9 protein-coding genes and 3 tRNA genes are annotated in these 14,014 nt (G+C 59.1%); 5 read left to right on the forward strand and 7 right to left on the reverse strand.

What is annotated here, in order from left to right:
• Window positions 1-31: 31 nt before the first annotated feature.
• The 7 genes from MHY22_RS03065 to MHY22_RS11595 all read right to left on the reverse strand — a co-directional run bounded on the left by MHY22_RS03065 (window position 32) and on the right by MHY22_RS11595 (window position 9,504).
• The gene (locus MHY22_RS03065) at window positions 32-1,480 is read right to left on the reverse strand and encodes a choice-of-anchor M domain-containing protein (protein WP_239278016.1); all 1,449 of its coding nucleotides are present in this window, start codon (window positions 1,478-1,480) and stop codon (window positions 32-34) included.
• Window positions 1,477-2,388 carry an anchored repeat-type ABC transporter permease subunit gene (locus MHY22_RS03070; RefSeq protein WP_239278017.1) on the reverse strand — a complete coding sequence of 304 codons (912 nt, stop codon included), beginning with the start codon at window positions 2,386-2,388 and terminating at the stop codon, window positions 1,477-1,479. Before MHY22_RS03070 ends, MHY22_RS03065 begins: the two co-directional genes overlap by 4 nt.
• The gene (locus MHY22_RS03075; protein ID WP_370658827.1) at window positions 2,385-3,119 is read right to left on the reverse strand and encodes an anchored repeat-type ABC transporter ATP-binding subunit; all 735 of its coding nucleotides are present in this window, start codon (window positions 3,117-3,119) and stop codon (window positions 2,385-2,387) included. The genes MHY22_RS03070 and MHY22_RS03075 overlap by 4 nt, the downstream gene beginning before the upstream one ends.
• Window positions 3,106-3,984: a choice-of-anchor M domain-containing protein gene (locus MHY22_RS03080; RefSeq protein ID WP_239278020.1), complete on the reverse strand. Its 879-nt coding sequence runs from the start codon at window positions 3,982-3,984 to the stop codon at window positions 3,106-3,108. Before MHY22_RS03080 ends, MHY22_RS03075 begins: the two co-directional genes overlap by 14 nt.
• Window positions 3,977-5,488, reverse strand: a complete 1,512-nt coding sequence (locus tag MHY22_RS03085; RefSeq protein WP_239278022.1) for an anchored repeat ABC transporter, substrate-binding protein — start codon at window positions 5,486-5,488, stop codon at window positions 3,977-3,979. The genes MHY22_RS03080 and MHY22_RS03085 overlap by 8 nt, the downstream gene beginning before the upstream one ends.
• A complete protein-coding gene (locus MHY22_RS03090) occupies window positions 5,488-7,035 on the reverse strand; it encodes a choice-of-anchor M domain-containing protein (RefSeq protein ID WP_239278024.1) in 1,548 nt (515 codons plus the stop codon). The genes MHY22_RS03085 and MHY22_RS03090 overlap by 1 nt, the downstream gene beginning before the upstream one ends.
• 90 nt (window positions 7,036-7,125) lie before the next feature.
• Window positions 7,126-9,504, reverse strand: coding sequence for a choice-of-anchor M domain-containing protein (locus MHY22_RS11595; RefSeq protein ID WP_239278026.1), 2,379 nt, complete (start codon window positions 9,502-9,504; stop codon window positions 7,126-7,128).
• Between the two features lie 234 nt (window positions 9,505-9,738).
• Between MHY22_RS11595 and gltX the strand changes: the two genes are divergently transcribed.
• The 5 genes from gltX (at window position 9,739) to MHY22_RS03120 (ending at window position 13,927) form a co-directional block, all read left to right on the forward strand.
• Window positions 9,739-11,232, forward strand: coding sequence for a glutamate--tRNA ligase (gene gltX, locus MHY22_RS03100; protein ID WP_239278033.1), 1,494 nt, complete (start codon window positions 9,739-9,741; stop codon window positions 11,230-11,232).
• A gap of 206 nt (window positions 11,233-11,438) precedes the next feature.
• A tRNA-Gln gene (locus tag MHY22_RS03105) sits at window positions 11,439-11,510 on the forward strand.
• A gap of 39 nt (window positions 11,511-11,549) precedes the next feature.
• Window positions 11,550-11,622 (forward strand) — tRNA-Glu (locus MHY22_RS03110).
• A 654-nt stretch (window positions 11,623-12,276) separates the two neighbouring features.
• Window positions 12,277-12,352: transfer RNA gene (locus MHY22_RS03115), tRNA-Glu, on the forward strand.
• A 936-nt stretch (window positions 12,353-13,288) separates the two neighbouring features.
• The gene (locus MHY22_RS03120; protein ID WP_239278028.1) at window positions 13,289-13,927 is read left to right on the forward strand and encodes a transposase; all 639 of its coding nucleotides are present in this window, start codon (window positions 13,289-13,291) and stop codon (window positions 13,925-13,927) included.
• Window positions 13,928-14,014 lie beyond the last annotated feature (87 nt).

The following is a 14,014-nucleotide window of genomic DNA, read 5'->3' on the forward strand; positions in this document are numbered from 1 at the left end:
GGGCATTTTGTTTTCTTAAGCCAGGCCTGCGCTAATCGACGCCCGGGATGTTCGACGTGGCATCATTGGCCTGGTGCTGGTGTGGTGTCTTCTTTTTGCGGAAGAACTGGACATAGACCAATAGCCCGATGCCGAGCGCTAAGGCGAATGCGCCCAGTCCGGCCAGGATCCCCGCCCAGAAGCTGCTTTGTGCGAGGGTAGTGGTATAGGCAGCGGCATCGGTCAGCACATTCTTGCTGTCCGTATTCTCTGTGTCGGTTGCATCTGGAACATGCTGTGCACGGGGTGCGTCGGCGGACTTTGCTTTCGCACGGGACGAGGTTTTTGTGTCCTTCCTACTGGCGGACTTCTTCGCAGTCGAGTGGGAAGAACCGCTGGTGGAAGCGGAGCGGTGCGAGCCAGATGACGTGCTCTTGCCTGATTTTGCGGTGGAGGCAGATTCGTTGACACGGCTAGCCGAGTGGTGGGTCGTAGTTTGTGAACCAGAACTGGACTTTTGCGCAGGGGCAGTGGATTGGGTTGATGTCGGAGCGTGGGACTTTTGTGGCGCTTTAGACTTTTCAGTATTCGCCGGCTTCTTGGGTGTTGAGTGCTTGCCCTTTTCCGCTTCGTCAGGTGCGCCGCCGTCAAGGAATTTTTGGCCTTCCTGCAGGGTCTTCTCCAGTTCCTTGTCTAACCCGGCGATGGATTTGTCTACATCTTTGATGTCCTTTTCCAGTTGCTTGGGGCGGCTATCCGCGCCGTTGTCAGAACCAGTGGCCGCGTCCGCTTCGGAATAGTCCACGCCGCACAGGTCCTTCGCCTCAGCTTGCTTTCCTACGAGGAAGCCGGCATGGAGGTGGTGGCGGGAGCCGTCAGGAAGCTCAAAGGTAAAGCTCACCGCGTAGGTTCCGGGCTTGGTAAACGCAAATGCCGGGTGGGAATGCGAATTGCCTGGGTAATCCCAGGCGGATCCATCTTCAGTGTCCATGAGCACCGTGGCTTCGCCTAGCTCCGCCTGGTAGGCCACAATGCGCCCATCTTCTGGGCCCTGTGCGATCGCCATGCATAAGGTCGCAGTGTCATCAGCAGCGAGTAGGTCTTGGGATAGCTCCTGGGTGTTAAAGCCCAGCCAGGGAGCGGTGGGGTCTTGGGTTTGAGGCAGCACCCAGCCTTCTTCAGGAAGGGAACTATCGCCGAGCCCAGATAGCGGCTGTTTCAAGCCATCGGACACCTCAATAGCAAAGGTCTCAGAGTCATGCTTGATTCCCTTGTCATCGTCTTTGACGGTGAAGCTGAGGTCGCCGGAATCGCCGCTAAGCGCCATGTCTTGGTGGCCCTTGGTAATGAGATCGAAGTCGCTGGCGGAGCAGGCCGTGGCGGACTCTTCTGCGTGGGCGGAGGCAGGGGCTATGGCAGCTACGCCCGTCCCTGAAAGTGAACCGAGGCCGATGAGACTGGCAGCGCCTAGGGCGACCGTCGTGCGGCAGACTGGTTTCATGAGGTAACGGATTCCTTTCGTGGGGTGTCGGGACGTGGGGCGTCGGAAAGCGAGGCACCGGCGTGCTTGCGGGCGCCGAGGAGTGGATGGATGGCCCAAACGCTTAAGAAAATGACGGTGAGCGTGAGCACGATGGTGGCGCCGGCCGGAAGGTCAATGGCCCATGCCAGGTAGATGCCGAAGAAGCTGGACAGCGCGCCGATGAGGGCGGAAAGCCACATCATGGTCGCAAGATGCGTGGTAAGCAGGCGTGCCGTCGCGGCCGGGGTGATAAGAAGTGCGAGGACCAAGATATTGCCAATGGTGCTCACAGAAATGACCACGGCGGCGGTGACACACAGGTACAACATGATGTCGAGCACAACAACGGGAAGCCCCATGGCGCGGGCGGTTTCCCGGTCCAGGCAGGTGGCGTTGAGCTGGGGGCCAAAAGCTACGACGACGGCGATAACCAGTGCGCACACGCTGGCCGCGACGATGATATCGCTGCGGGATACGCCGGTGAGCGAGCCGAAGAGAAAGCTGGTCAGCGAAGCACTATAGCCATCGGTGCGCGAGATGATCACCATGCCTAAGGCAAAGGCAGCGGCGAAGAAGATGCCGATGATGGAATCAGCCCGTACGTGGCGGCGCTGCGAAAAGGCGGCGATGAGCAACGCCACAACCGCTCCGGCCACCGCGCCACCGACGAGCACGGAGGCTTGCAAAGCGAAGGCTATGGCCAAGCCGGGAAAAACCGCGTGGGAGACGGCGTCGCCGATAAAGGCCATGCCGCGCAGCACCACGTAGCAGCCGACGACGCCGCAGACGATGGCCGCAAGCACAGAAATACCTACCGCGCGGGCGAGGAAGTCGAGATGGGGGTTGGCGAGGTCACGCAGGAAATCGAGGAAGGAAATTTCTATCATGCGGAGACTCCAATGGCAGAAAGCAGGGGAGAGCCGGCGCGTACGCCAAAGGTTTGCGTCCACGGAGCGGTCTGGTGAAGAAGGCGCGGAGCGGAGTCATCGGCTACCACGGTGCCGTTAAAGAGCACCAAGCGGTGGCAGGAGTGCGCTGCTTCAGACAGGTTGTGGGTGGACATGAGGATGGCTTTGCCGCGCTGGGAAAGCTCCTCAAATAGCTCGAGTAGTGACTCGGTATTGGGGGCGTCGAGGCCGGTGAAGGGCTCGTCGAGCAGCAGCACGTCTGGTTGCGTGGCGAGCGCTCGGGCGATGAGGACGCGTTGGCGCTGACCGCCGGAGAGCTCTTCGATGGGGCGGGTGGAAAAATCCTCCATGTTTACCAGGCGAAGAGCTTCTGCCGCCGCGGCGTGGTCCGCGGCGCGCGGCCGTTTGAGCCAGCCAATGATGCCGGTGCGCCCGCTGAGCACGGTGCGGTACACATTAATGGGAAAGCCCCATTCCACCTCGTGCCGCTGGGGAACGTAGCCCACGATTCCCCCGATCTCTCGGGTACCGGAGGAGGGGATGAGCCCTAAGATGGCACGCATAAGCGTGGTCTTGCCCGCGCCGTTGGGGCCTAAGAGCCCAATGAATTCGCCCGATCGGACCTCTAGGTTCGCACCTGTGATTACGCGCCGGTGGGATAGCGATACGTCCAGGTCGGCAACGGAAATGAGCGGTTTAGCCACGGCTATCGCCCCGCTTGGAAGAGCGCAGTACTAGGCCAAGGGCCAGCAGGAGTACGACGGCACCCACGCCGGCGAGGATAAAGACCCAAGTGGGGATGGAAGAGCCTGTGGTCTGGGCATCGTCTGGATTCCAAGTAGTATCTTGGGCCGCTTGGACGTCGGCATCATCGCCCACGGCAAAGGTGAGCACGCCATCGGTGCTGAAATCGGCGCCATCTTTGGTCTTGCCTTTGACCCTGATACCTACCTGATGGGTGCCTGGCTCTGTAAACGTCCAATTGGCATGGGTGTGGGTATTGAGGTCCACCCAGAAGTCTTCGTCGCTCTTTTGCGCGGTAGACCACAACAGCTGTGGTGCTTCAAAGCCGCCGTTTTGCAGGAAAAGGGAGAAGTCGCCAGGACCGGAGTGGCCGAGGAATTCCATGGTGACTCCGCGATCGGCGGCATCGACAAGCGAGGGCGCTTGGGTATTCCAACCCAGCCAGGGAACCCCGACCTGCTCGGTTTGGGGAACCACCCAGACCTTTTCGCCGGAATCGGCGCCTACAAAGCCAAAGTCATCGGTCTCCGGTAGGGTTTGCTGCGCCTTATCGCCCACGGCAAAGACAAGGTCATCCAGGTGGCGCCAGACGGGCTTGTCGCCGGCATCATCGCGGGCCATGAGTTCGGAATCGGTGCCGTCGAGCAAAGCGCCAACGTCAACGTGGCCGGTGTCGATGACCTTGTCCTCGCCCTGTGGGGCGATCTGTTCCTCGGCGCCGACGACTTGTGCGAGGTCGCCGGCCCAGGCAGGGCTCGTAGAAAAAGCAAGGCCGGCAGTAAGGGCGCAGGCGGCGGTGCGGATAGCGGTACGGGTAGCGAATTTAAGCATTGTTTTCTCCATCAGTGGAATTGGGGTTCAGGCAACGCTGGAGTGAATCAGCGTTGAACTTCATGAGGTCGATATAGGAGCCGACGGTGCCGTCCAGTGTGTCGCCATAAATGGGGCACAGCGCCACGCCTTGTTCTGCGGCGGCCTGGGTAAGAGTGTCGGCGCTGGCCTGTTGTACGGGCTCGACAAAAACGGCCGGCAGATGCAGGTTCTCCAGCGTGCGGCGCAAGGCTATAACCTCCCGCGGGGAAGGCTCGATGGCCGGGTTGGGCGTAACAAAACCCGCCACCGAAATGTCATAGCCCTGCTCGAGGTAGGCGTAGCCATGGTGCGTGGTCACTAGGTGCCGGTTTTCAGCAGGGATAGAAGAAATTGCGCGGTCCACATAGGAATCCGTGTCCCGCAGGCGCTTGGTATAGGCCGCTGCCCGCTGCCGGTAGGCGGCACCGTGGGAGGGATCTGCTTGCGCCATCTCCTCCGCAATGACATCCACGTAGGCGATAGCGTTGTCTACGTTGTGCCACAAGTGCGGATCCACCTCGCCATGGATGTGCTTGCCCAGCACGGCCTGCGGCAAGAGGTAGGTATCCGAGCCCGGCGCGCCGAGGAAGCGGTAGGCCGGATCCGGCGGGATGGGCTGCAGCACTGACGAGGGGATAGATACCGCGGTGGTGGCGGGGTCAAAGCGCTTGTCTTGGTCGCGCAGGTCAATGCGGTGCTGGGCCAGGTTTGCCTCAATATCCAGGTGCCCGGAATCAATGGCCCGCATTCCAGCGGGTGGGTTGACGCCCACGGCTACAGTGAGGTGCTGGACTTCGGTCCCGTCGGCCTGAAACCCAAGGCGGTAGATCCCTGGCTGGGAAAACCCCCAAGAGACGTGGGTGTGGGCGTTGGCAGGAAGGGTTACTGCATCTTCCTTGCCATCGACGCCATCGGCCGAGTTAAAGAGGACCTCCGGGGTACCGAAGGCGGAGACCACGTAGGCCGCCACGTCGCCCGGCCCGTCGGCCGAGACCATGCGAAAGTCCACTCCGGAGGAGTGTGGCGCGGCGCCGCTGATGCGCAGGCCCAGCCAAATGGCATCCAAGGAGACATCTTCGACCAGCGGCACCAGGGTGGCACCGCGGGTAGAGGCAGCGTCGGCGACCTCCACCACGGGGGCATCGGTGGACTCGTGCAGCGTATCGATAAGTGCTTGCGGCTCCAGCAGGTAGCCGTTGCTTAGCGCCAGGTTGGCGTTGGCAATATCGCGCACCGTGCGCAGCGTTGGCTCGAAGGTATGCGGATCCTTGCCGCTGGGGATGAGGCTTTTGACCTGGGCATCTTCTCCTGCTACGTTGCGCGCTAGGTCTGCCAGGATTGGGGTGGTAGCCACCACGCTGAATCCTTCTCTGGTCCCAGCATCACGAGCGGCCGAGGACGCACAACCAGCGGTGAGCAGGCAACAGCCCAGAACTGCCCCTACGGTAAGGCGCCGGCGATTGTGGGAAAATGAACGCCCCATTAGTCCGCTGCCTTAGCTACGGCCAGCCGCGCAATGCCCAGGCCGAGGAAGAGCATTCCCAGGCCCAATACCCCGATGCCGAGGGGCACGATGGGGGTCCCAGTATTGGCTAAAGAACCGCCCGTGCCTTGTGCCTGCGCCGACTGACCGTTGCTGGATCCGGTGTGTGAGGTAGAGCCGCTAGCGCTTGCCGACGCCCCACCTGCCGCCGCGCCATTCCCACAGTCGCCGCCGTCTGGATTCACGGCAGCTCCCAGGTCGAAGTGCCCGTTATCAAACGCCTTGGCCGGATCATCGCCGCCGACGACGAAATGGAGAGTTGCCTCACCGGCAACCTGCTTTCCCTCACCGGTTTGAGCCACTTGGCGGATGGTGACGTCATAGGTTCCCTGGGCGCCAAAGACCCAGTTGGGGTGCACGTGAGTATTCGGGGCGATGGAATGGGTGCCTTCCGCCGCATCAGCATTGCCGCGGAACCATTCCTCGCCAACGACCTTGCCCAGCCCGCCTTGGGAGTAGACCATCATCGGGCCGGGCCCTTTAAAGCCCACCAACTCCCAGGTGACATCGCCGGGGATATTCTCGCGCATCGATGGGCTTTGGGTATTCGCCCCTAACCACGGAACACCGTCGACCTGGGTAGAACCAATCATCCAGGCCTTTCCTGCTGGCACTGGTCCTACTTCTTGGGGGAGATCCACGCTGGATTTATCGGAGAGGTAGAAGGTGGCACCATCGGCATCGCGCCACTCGGAGGGCGAGACCGTATCGTCCTTGATTTGCGGGGTCATGCCCGGGGTGCATTCTTCGCCTGGTGCTGCGCCGGACGTGCCCGAGCCTGCTGCGTCGCTCTTGCCTGCAGATCGCTGTGTACTTGCAGCTTCCTGGTCAGTGGTGCCATCGCCGGAGTCAGCCGCGCGATCCGCGGTGGAGGCATCGCCGCCGTCGCCTACCTCCCAGGTGTAGGTCACCGCATTGCTGGACTCGCCATTGGAATGGGCGCGCACCGTCATGGTGTAGGTGCCGGCCTCGCTAAAAGCCCAATTGACGTGCTTGTGGGCAGGATGGGGCTGGTTGATGACCTCACCGCTGGTGAGCTCCATGGAACCGGAATCAGTCACGGCATTGATGCCACCAAAACTGCTGGTTTCAAAGACATACACGGAGCCCGGGCCGGAGACCTCGGCAAATTCCAGATCAACGCTTTCGAAGCCGCCATCGCGGACGGGTTGGGTATCCCAGCCCGGCCAGATGATGCGCTGGTCTTGGGCCTGTGGCAGGAAATAGGTGGGTTGGCCGATTTCTGGCACGCCCTCGGTGGCATCGGACCAGGCATCCTCGACGACTTTGAGCACTACGTCATCGCCAGAGCGCGGAACGGCAGACCCCGTGATGTCTTCTTTCATCGAAAGGTGCAGCGTGCCATCAGGGGCCGTGACATAGAAGGCGTCGACGTGCCCGGAATCAAAGACCTCATCGAAGGCCAACGCTGCGCCGGGGGAGAAGAAGGCTAAAGCTGCGGCAAAGACGGCAGCAAGTACCGACATGAACCGACGCCGCTGTAGAGCGCGCCGGGAGGCGGAAGTGTGGGATTGATGCATTGTGGTGTCCCGTCTAGTCAGTTGGGTTGGGGTGGGTTAGAACTTGAGGCCGAAGCGCCGGCGGATGAGGTCTTCGTTATCGCGGAAGAAGTTATAGAAGGCCTTGAAGACCACCACGAGGACCGCTGGGAGGACTAAGCTCCACGGGCTAAACGAGGAGCCCGTTGGCTCTTCTGGCCTAGCGGCATCGTCCGGCTTCTCGGTCGGCTTTTCGCTGGGTGTCTCGCCCTCGGAGTCGCTCGGCTTGCGGGAGGAACAAGAATCTAGGGTTTTATCGCCCACGGCAAAGGTCAGAGTTTGCGGCTCGGACTTAAGCTCCTTGCCGTCCTTCCCCGTGGCCGTATAGGTGGCCTCGAAGGTATAGACACCGGGCTTAGAAAAGGCCCAGTGCGTGTGGGTGTGGGCCGGAAAGTTGGTCTCGATGGTGTAGTCCTTGGCCGCGGAGTTCGCCAAGACCGAAAAGCCCTTGCCATGGGAGGCGTCGATAAAGGCGCCCCACTCGGCCCCGTCTGGGGTGGAGGTGGGCTTCAGGTTGAGGTTGACGGCATTGTCTTTGGTCGCGGAATAATCCAAGTCCTGAGTGTTATAACCGGGCCAGATAATGTGTTGATTCTGTGTCTGCGGTAGGTGATAGAAGCGCTCACCGGGTTTTCCGAGAAAGTCGAACTCCTTGCCCGCAAGCTTGTCGTTGCGTCGGGTGAGCGCATTATCGTGTACGCCGAGCACCACGTCATCAAGTTTGCGGTCGACAGACTTCTTATCCACCTGTGCCGTGTCATCGCGCAGAACGGTAGTAAAGCCGCCTTCGGCAGGCTGAGCCTTGATGTCCACGTGCCCACGATCCAATAGGTATTTCTCGCTGCACTGGTGCGTGTCGGCTTCCGCTTCATTTGCGCCAGGCTGCGGCGCCTGCGAAGGCGAGTCTTCCTTGCCGGGAGTGGTGTCCGGTTCCTCGTTGGAAGTGGAGAACCGCCCCGTGGTTTCGTAGTTTTCGCCGAAGGCAAAGGACTCCGTAATCACGCTGCTTGCATGCCCGGCCTTCACGGTGGAATGAGGAAAGAGATTGACCTTTGCATAAGAGCCGGTGAAGTATTCGCCCTCATCAAAGGCAACCTCGCCGTGCCCATTGGTAATGGGGGTTTCAAGATCCACGGTGGGGTATTTGGAATCCTTGGCATCATAAAGACCGCCGGTGAGAAGGCCGTTGAAGTTCTTATCCTCGGTATCGACCACGATCTTGGTGCCGCCCTTGCCCTGCTTGCGCATCCGGATGGTATAGCCTAGCTCCTGCAGCTCGGTTTCCTGGGTGGGAGCAAGCTGGCGCGGGTGGGAGGCTTCCTGCCACGTCTCGGCGGCAGAAGAAGAATCTGTCTGAACGGACGCGCCGGGCTGGACATCAAGGGGATTAGAAATCCAGCGCGGGGCATCACCCTCTGGGGTAAACACAGCCTGTACCTGGGAAGGCTCTGGCCCCATGTACTCGTCCCACTGCGCGCGGCCATTCTTAACGGGGAGGTCGGTGAGGAAGTAGCCGTCGATAAGCAGCGTCAGGGTACCCTGCGCCTTATTTTTAGCGTCGAAGGAAATAGTGGTGAGCTTGTCATCGCCGTCTTTTTCGGGATTGTGCTTAGGGGCCATGCGCAGGCTGTAGCCGGCAGCGGCGGCGTCACCAGTCGCGGACTGGGCAAAGCGTTCCTTGAGGCTTGGAGTCTTCTCGTTTTTGGGCTTGTGGCCGCCTACTTGAATCGTTGTGGTCTGTGGTTCATTGGCAATAAGCCGGCCGTCCTTGCCGCGCGCACTGGTGCGGTAGGTCAGGCGGTATCGTCCTGGCTTGGTAAACAGCGTGGAGTTATGCGTGTGCGTGCCGGCAACGAGATAGGCCGAATGCGGTGAATCAGGGAAGGAGCCGAGCATACGGTGCAGCTGGGTGCCGTCCTCATCATCATTATTGGTGAAAAGCTCGACCTCGCCGGGGCCATCGACGCTGAGCAAGTCAAGGAAGGCTATGCCATCCCGGAATTTGTCAGTGGGCAGGGAGGTATCGGCGCCAAAGCCTAACCAGATGGGTGAAGTATTGCCGGACACTTGGTGCGGCGCGGTGTAGTACGTGGTTCCGGGCGCCCCAATATAGTCCTGAGTGCCGTTTTTCGGCAGCGTATAGAGGTACTGGTTGTGGCCGTCCATGGCACTGTAGCCTCTGCCTACCCAGGCGACGGTGTCTGCGATCGGTGGTTCCTGGCCGCCAAATTCAGACTTCAGCACGAAGTCGTTGTTCTCCCAGAAAGACTTAGGGGAGTCAACGTGGGTATCGGTGGCAATGTGCTTGCCATCATCGGGGCCGGCGACGGCCGTGGCGGGCGTGATAAGCGCTAGCGTGCTGAGCGCGGCAAGGAAGCGGATGCGTGGGGAAGCCACTGTTGGGGAGGCCTTTCTACAGTTCTCATAAGTCCATCAGAAACTATAGAAAATGAATTTCATAAACCGTTAGTGGTAATGGAACCGGTTTTCACTGACCTGTGTATTTCTACTGAAATCCGTTTCCATCTACCCCTATTTGTGTGTAGGTGCACACGGAAAGTAGTCCCGCGCGCCGGGGTGGTCTGGGGCCGCTTTGGGCTGGTGCGGACTGGCGTTGCGACCTCCACTACGATGGTGGGCATGACTGAAGTACGCGTTAGATTCTGTCCGTCCCCAACCGGTACGCCGCACGTCGGCATGGTGCGCACCGCGTTGTTCAACTGGGCCTACGCCCGCCATACCGGCGGCAAGCTGGTATTCCGCATCGAGGACACCGATGCCGCCCGTGACTCTGAGGAGTCCTACCAGGCCATCATTGATTCCCTGACCTGGCTTGGCCTGGGCTGGGATGAAGGCATCAATGTTGGCGGCCCGCACGAGCCTTACCGTCAGTCCCAGCGCATGGACATCTACAAAGAGGTCCTAGACAAGCTTATCGACGGCGGATTTGTCTACCCGGCATACTCCACCGCTGAAGAGGTGGAGGAGCGCCACAAGGCCGCTGGCCGTGACCCGAAGCTCGGCTATGACAACTTTGACCGTGATCTCACCCAAGAGCAGATCGACGCTTTCGAGGCTGAGGGCCGCAAGCCGGTCTGGCGCCTGCGCATGCCGGAGCAGGATTGGACCTGGACTGACCTGGTGCGCGGGGAGATGACCTTCAAGTCTGAGACCCAGCCGGACTATGTGGTGGCTCGCTCCAATGGTGCGCCCCTCTACACCCTGGTTAACCCCGTCGACGACGCCCTGATGCGTATCACCCACGTGTTGCGTGGTGAGGACCTACTTTCTTCTACTCCGCGTCAGCTCGCGCTTTACGACGCCCTTAAGAAGATCGGCGTTGCCGAGTTCACCCCAGAGTTTGGCCACCTACCCTTCGTGATGGGCGAGGGCAATAAGAAGCTGTCTAAGCGCGACCCGCAGTCCAACCTGTTTAATCATCGCGATAACGGCATCATCCCTGAGGGCATGCTCAACTACCTGTCCCTGCTGGGTTGGTCGCTGTCCGCGGACCAAGACATCTTCAGCATGGATGACTTGGTGGAAAACTTCGACGTCCACGACGTGCTGGGTAACCCCGCACGCTTTGACCAGAAGAAGCTTGAGGCCATCAATGCGGACCACATCCGCCAGCTAGACCCAGAAGAGTTTGCCTTCCGTCTGCGTAACTACTTGACCGAGTACACGGACTTCCCGGCCGACTATGACGGCGAGAAGTTCGCCTTCGCTGCAGACCTTGTCCAAACCCGTATCAAGACTCTGTCTGATGCCTATGGCCTCATGAGCTTTTTGGTGACCCCGGATGCCGACCTTAAGCTCGATGAGAAGGCAGCGAAGAAGAACCTCAAGGAAGAGGCCATTCAGCCGCTCGAGGTGGGTATTGAGACCCTCGAGGGCATTGCGGAGTGGAAGACTGAGAGTATTGAGGCGGCACTATCCAAGGCCCTTATTGAAGACCTCGAACTGAAGCCCCGTAAGGCCTATGGCGCACTGCGCGTAGCCATTTCCGGCGCCCAGGTTTCCCCACCGCTCTTTGAGTCCATGGAGCTGCTGGGGAAGGAGTCCACCCTGGCCCGCCTTCGTGCGGCGCGCGAAGTGACTCCCTACGTGCCGGCGGCACAGTAGGAGGAGTGCCTCCCGTAAGGCGGCGAATGATAGCTGAACTACAGCGCTGTCATTCGCCGCATTTTATTTACCATCCTAGTGGCCTAAAAATGTGTTGTGCGCTGGCGATTTGGCAGTTTACGCGATGATCATTATAGTTATTACACGTTGCAGCGAGCAAGGGAGAACAGCCGGAAGGCGTTAAGCTTCCAACGCAAGTTAGCAAATGGCCTATGGTGTAATTGGCAACACAGCGGTTTCTGGTACCGCCATTCTAGGTTCGAGTCCTGGTAGGCCAGCAGTGAAAATGCATTAAACCGCAGGATCACTAGTTCTATGCCCCGTTCGTCTAGCGGCCTAGGACGCCGGCCTCTCACGCCGGTAACACGGGTTCAAATCCCGTACGGGGTACAAAGACCTCCAGCCTTTAAGTTGGAGGATTTTTCATATCCGGGGAAATGTCTTTTTCTAGCGCCAGCGTGGGGTGCGACCACGGCGCAAATAAAACTGGTTATAACCTACCCCCAGACCATTTGGCTCGTCCGTGCAGTTAGCAGCGTTCTGCCAATGAAACCAGGGTTAAGACCACCGCGAAGTTGTGCAAAACCCTTCCTGTCCTGCATGTGCAGGCATAGACTGCAAGTACAGCAGAAAACAAACAGAAAGGAGAGCGGGTGGCAGAAAGCGAAACGCACCACAGCCAAGGCGCACAGCCCGAAAGTACAGCCAGGTAGTAACGCTATAATCCACAACTTCCTTCCCACCAACGTTTGTACGAAGTATAGGAGCCTGCAGCATATGCACTTCGACGCACAGCGCCATCCCGAGTCCTACTAGCACAGCGTTCTCGGCCACGGACTATCCACAGATTGCTTGCGGAATAACCACTGATTCGATCCGCACCTCGGCCACGAAGAACCCTCACTGCAGTACCGGACTCGGGAACTCTTTCGTTTTCCTTTGTCTACCCTCAAAACCAGCCTTGACCGCGCGATTTGTGCTGAATTAACCCATCGTTTACTCTTAAAAAGTCCGCAACGCACAGCGTGCGATTGCCGCGAACGCGCCCCGTTCGTCTAGCGGCCTAGGACGCCGGCCTCTCACGCCGGTAACACGGGTTCAAATCCCGTACGGGGTACCAACGGAAAGCTGCGAACCACTTGGTTCGCAGCTTTTTCTTTGCCTGCCTCAGGCAGGGCGTTCGGTCTGGCGTTATGTAGAGCCAGCTCGAAACCGCAGGCTAGGAATTTCGCCTAGCGGTCAGTACATAGAGCTGAATCAAAATTGGGTAGAGACGTACCAACACCCCTATGGCTACGAGCGCTAAGGGCACCTGCCAATCTCCGGATGCAGCGGACCACCCCGCTGTGGCATCGTGTAGTAGAAGCCCCCAAGTATGACCTACTGCTGATGCTCGTAGCGGTCGCTTAGAAGTGTTTCCGGATGCTGTAGAACGTTCGCGCGCCCGAATGTCGTAGATGAGCCGATTCCAGCCTGAGGCCGAGAGCACGGAATTATATAAGGGAGCTCCCAACCGGCGGTATGCGGTAGGTGAGAGGGAGACACGATGCCATGCTGCAGCTGGGATGTAGCGCTCTAAGGAATCGCCCACAAAGGGGGCTAGTCCCAGTGATAGGAGAGTTGCTGTGAGGACGAATCCTATGGACGCAGTATCGGCGGTATTTGTGACCACGCTTAAGCCGAGCACAGCAGCAATCGTTAGGGGCAGAGCAATCACCACGCCTCCTTAGCTGAAGCGCACACGGCTCTCTCACACACTACAGTGACTTCGGAGTGTGGGCCTAAACGACACGATGTGTTGGTGAGGTTGTACGGCTAGCCGGTCTGGCGTGCTGATATTAGGACTATTTCACTTATCCAGAGGGATATTCCAGCTTCGACCATGAAATACCGCCAAAGGAATGCCGGTGTGCTAGGCACCTAGGTTCACGATGAGGGGATGAGTAAAAATCATCCTCGATGCCCCGTCTGCGGCGGGACATGCACGAAACACGGAACAACGAGTGCTGGGCGCCAACGATGGCGATGCCGCACCTGCAAGGCCACCTTCACCCGCGTGAATAACGATGCCGTGCAAGCCAAATGGTTCCGCCTTTTCATTTCCTGGCTCACCTCCAGCAACAGCTTGGAAGAAACAGCTAAAACCTGCGGTGTTTCACCACGAACTTTGCAACGACGCTTCACACCGTTCTGGCTTATCCAACCTCCCCGAAGCGTTGATAAGCAGAGAATCTACGATCAAGTCTTCATCGACGGCACCTACTTCAACGCCAAGTGCCTTGTTGTAGCTGCCGACTCCACCCATGTCATCAATTGGTTCTGGTGCACGAAAGAATCCTCGTGGTCCTACACACGCCTGCTCGACCCACTAGCCCCACCACAATTGGTGACCTGCGATGGGGATTCCGGAGGCCTTAAAGCACTACACCACCTATGGCCTGATACCCCGGTCCAACGCTGCATTGTCCACGTCAAGCGCAATATCCAACGTGCCACCGGCCTTCACCCCACCTCGCCGATGGGTAAAGCACTACGACGGCTTTCCTTTGAACTACTCGCCGTTGACAACCTAGATAAGGCAGCCGAATGGATAGTGAAACTACAAAAGTTCGGCACCGTATTTAGCACTCAGCTCAAAGCCCGTACCTACGTCAAAGACGTTGTTCAGAAGACTGAAATGGTAGCGGTGTGGTGAGTATCTGGTAGCGCCTGAGTGAGTATCCGGTAGCGGCGTCTCACTCAGGCGTTGTGGGTGGTTATGCGTTGGTGGTCAGGCGCATGT

It is taken from the genome of Corynebacterium sp. ACRPO (assembly GCF_022347205.1).
In the GTDB taxonomy this organism is placed as follows: Bacteria; Actinomycetota; Actinomycetes; order Mycobacteriales; family Mycobacteriaceae; genus Corynebacterium.

What these genes read in the sequence shown, in the direction of transcription:
- MHY22_RS03065 (WP_239278016.1), bottom strand. Translation starts at nt 1,480, where the DNA reads ATGAAACCAGTCTGCCGCACGACGGTCGCCCTAGGCGCTGCCAGTCTC.
- MHY22_RS03070 (WP_239278017.1), bottom strand. Translation starts at nt 2,388, where the DNA reads ATGATAGAAATTTCCTTCCTCGATTTCCTGCGTGACCTCGCCAACCCC.
- MHY22_RS03080 (WP_239278020.1), bottom strand. Translation starts at nt 3,984, where the DNA reads ATGCTTAAATTCGCTACCCGTACCGCTATCCGCACCGCCGCCTGCGCC.
- MHY22_RS03085 (WP_239278022.1), bottom strand. Translation starts at nt 5,488, where the DNA reads ATGGGGCGTTCATTTTCCCACAATCGCCGGCGCCTTACCGTAGGGGCA.
- MHY22_RS03090 (WP_239278024.1), bottom strand. Translation starts at nt 7,035, where the DNA reads ATGTCGGTACTTGCTGCCGTCTTTGCCGCAGCTTTAGCCTTCTTCTCC.
- gltX (WP_239278033.1), top strand. Translation starts at nt 9,739, where the DNA reads ATGGTGGGCATGACTGAAGTACGCGTTAGATTCTGTCCGTCCCCAACC.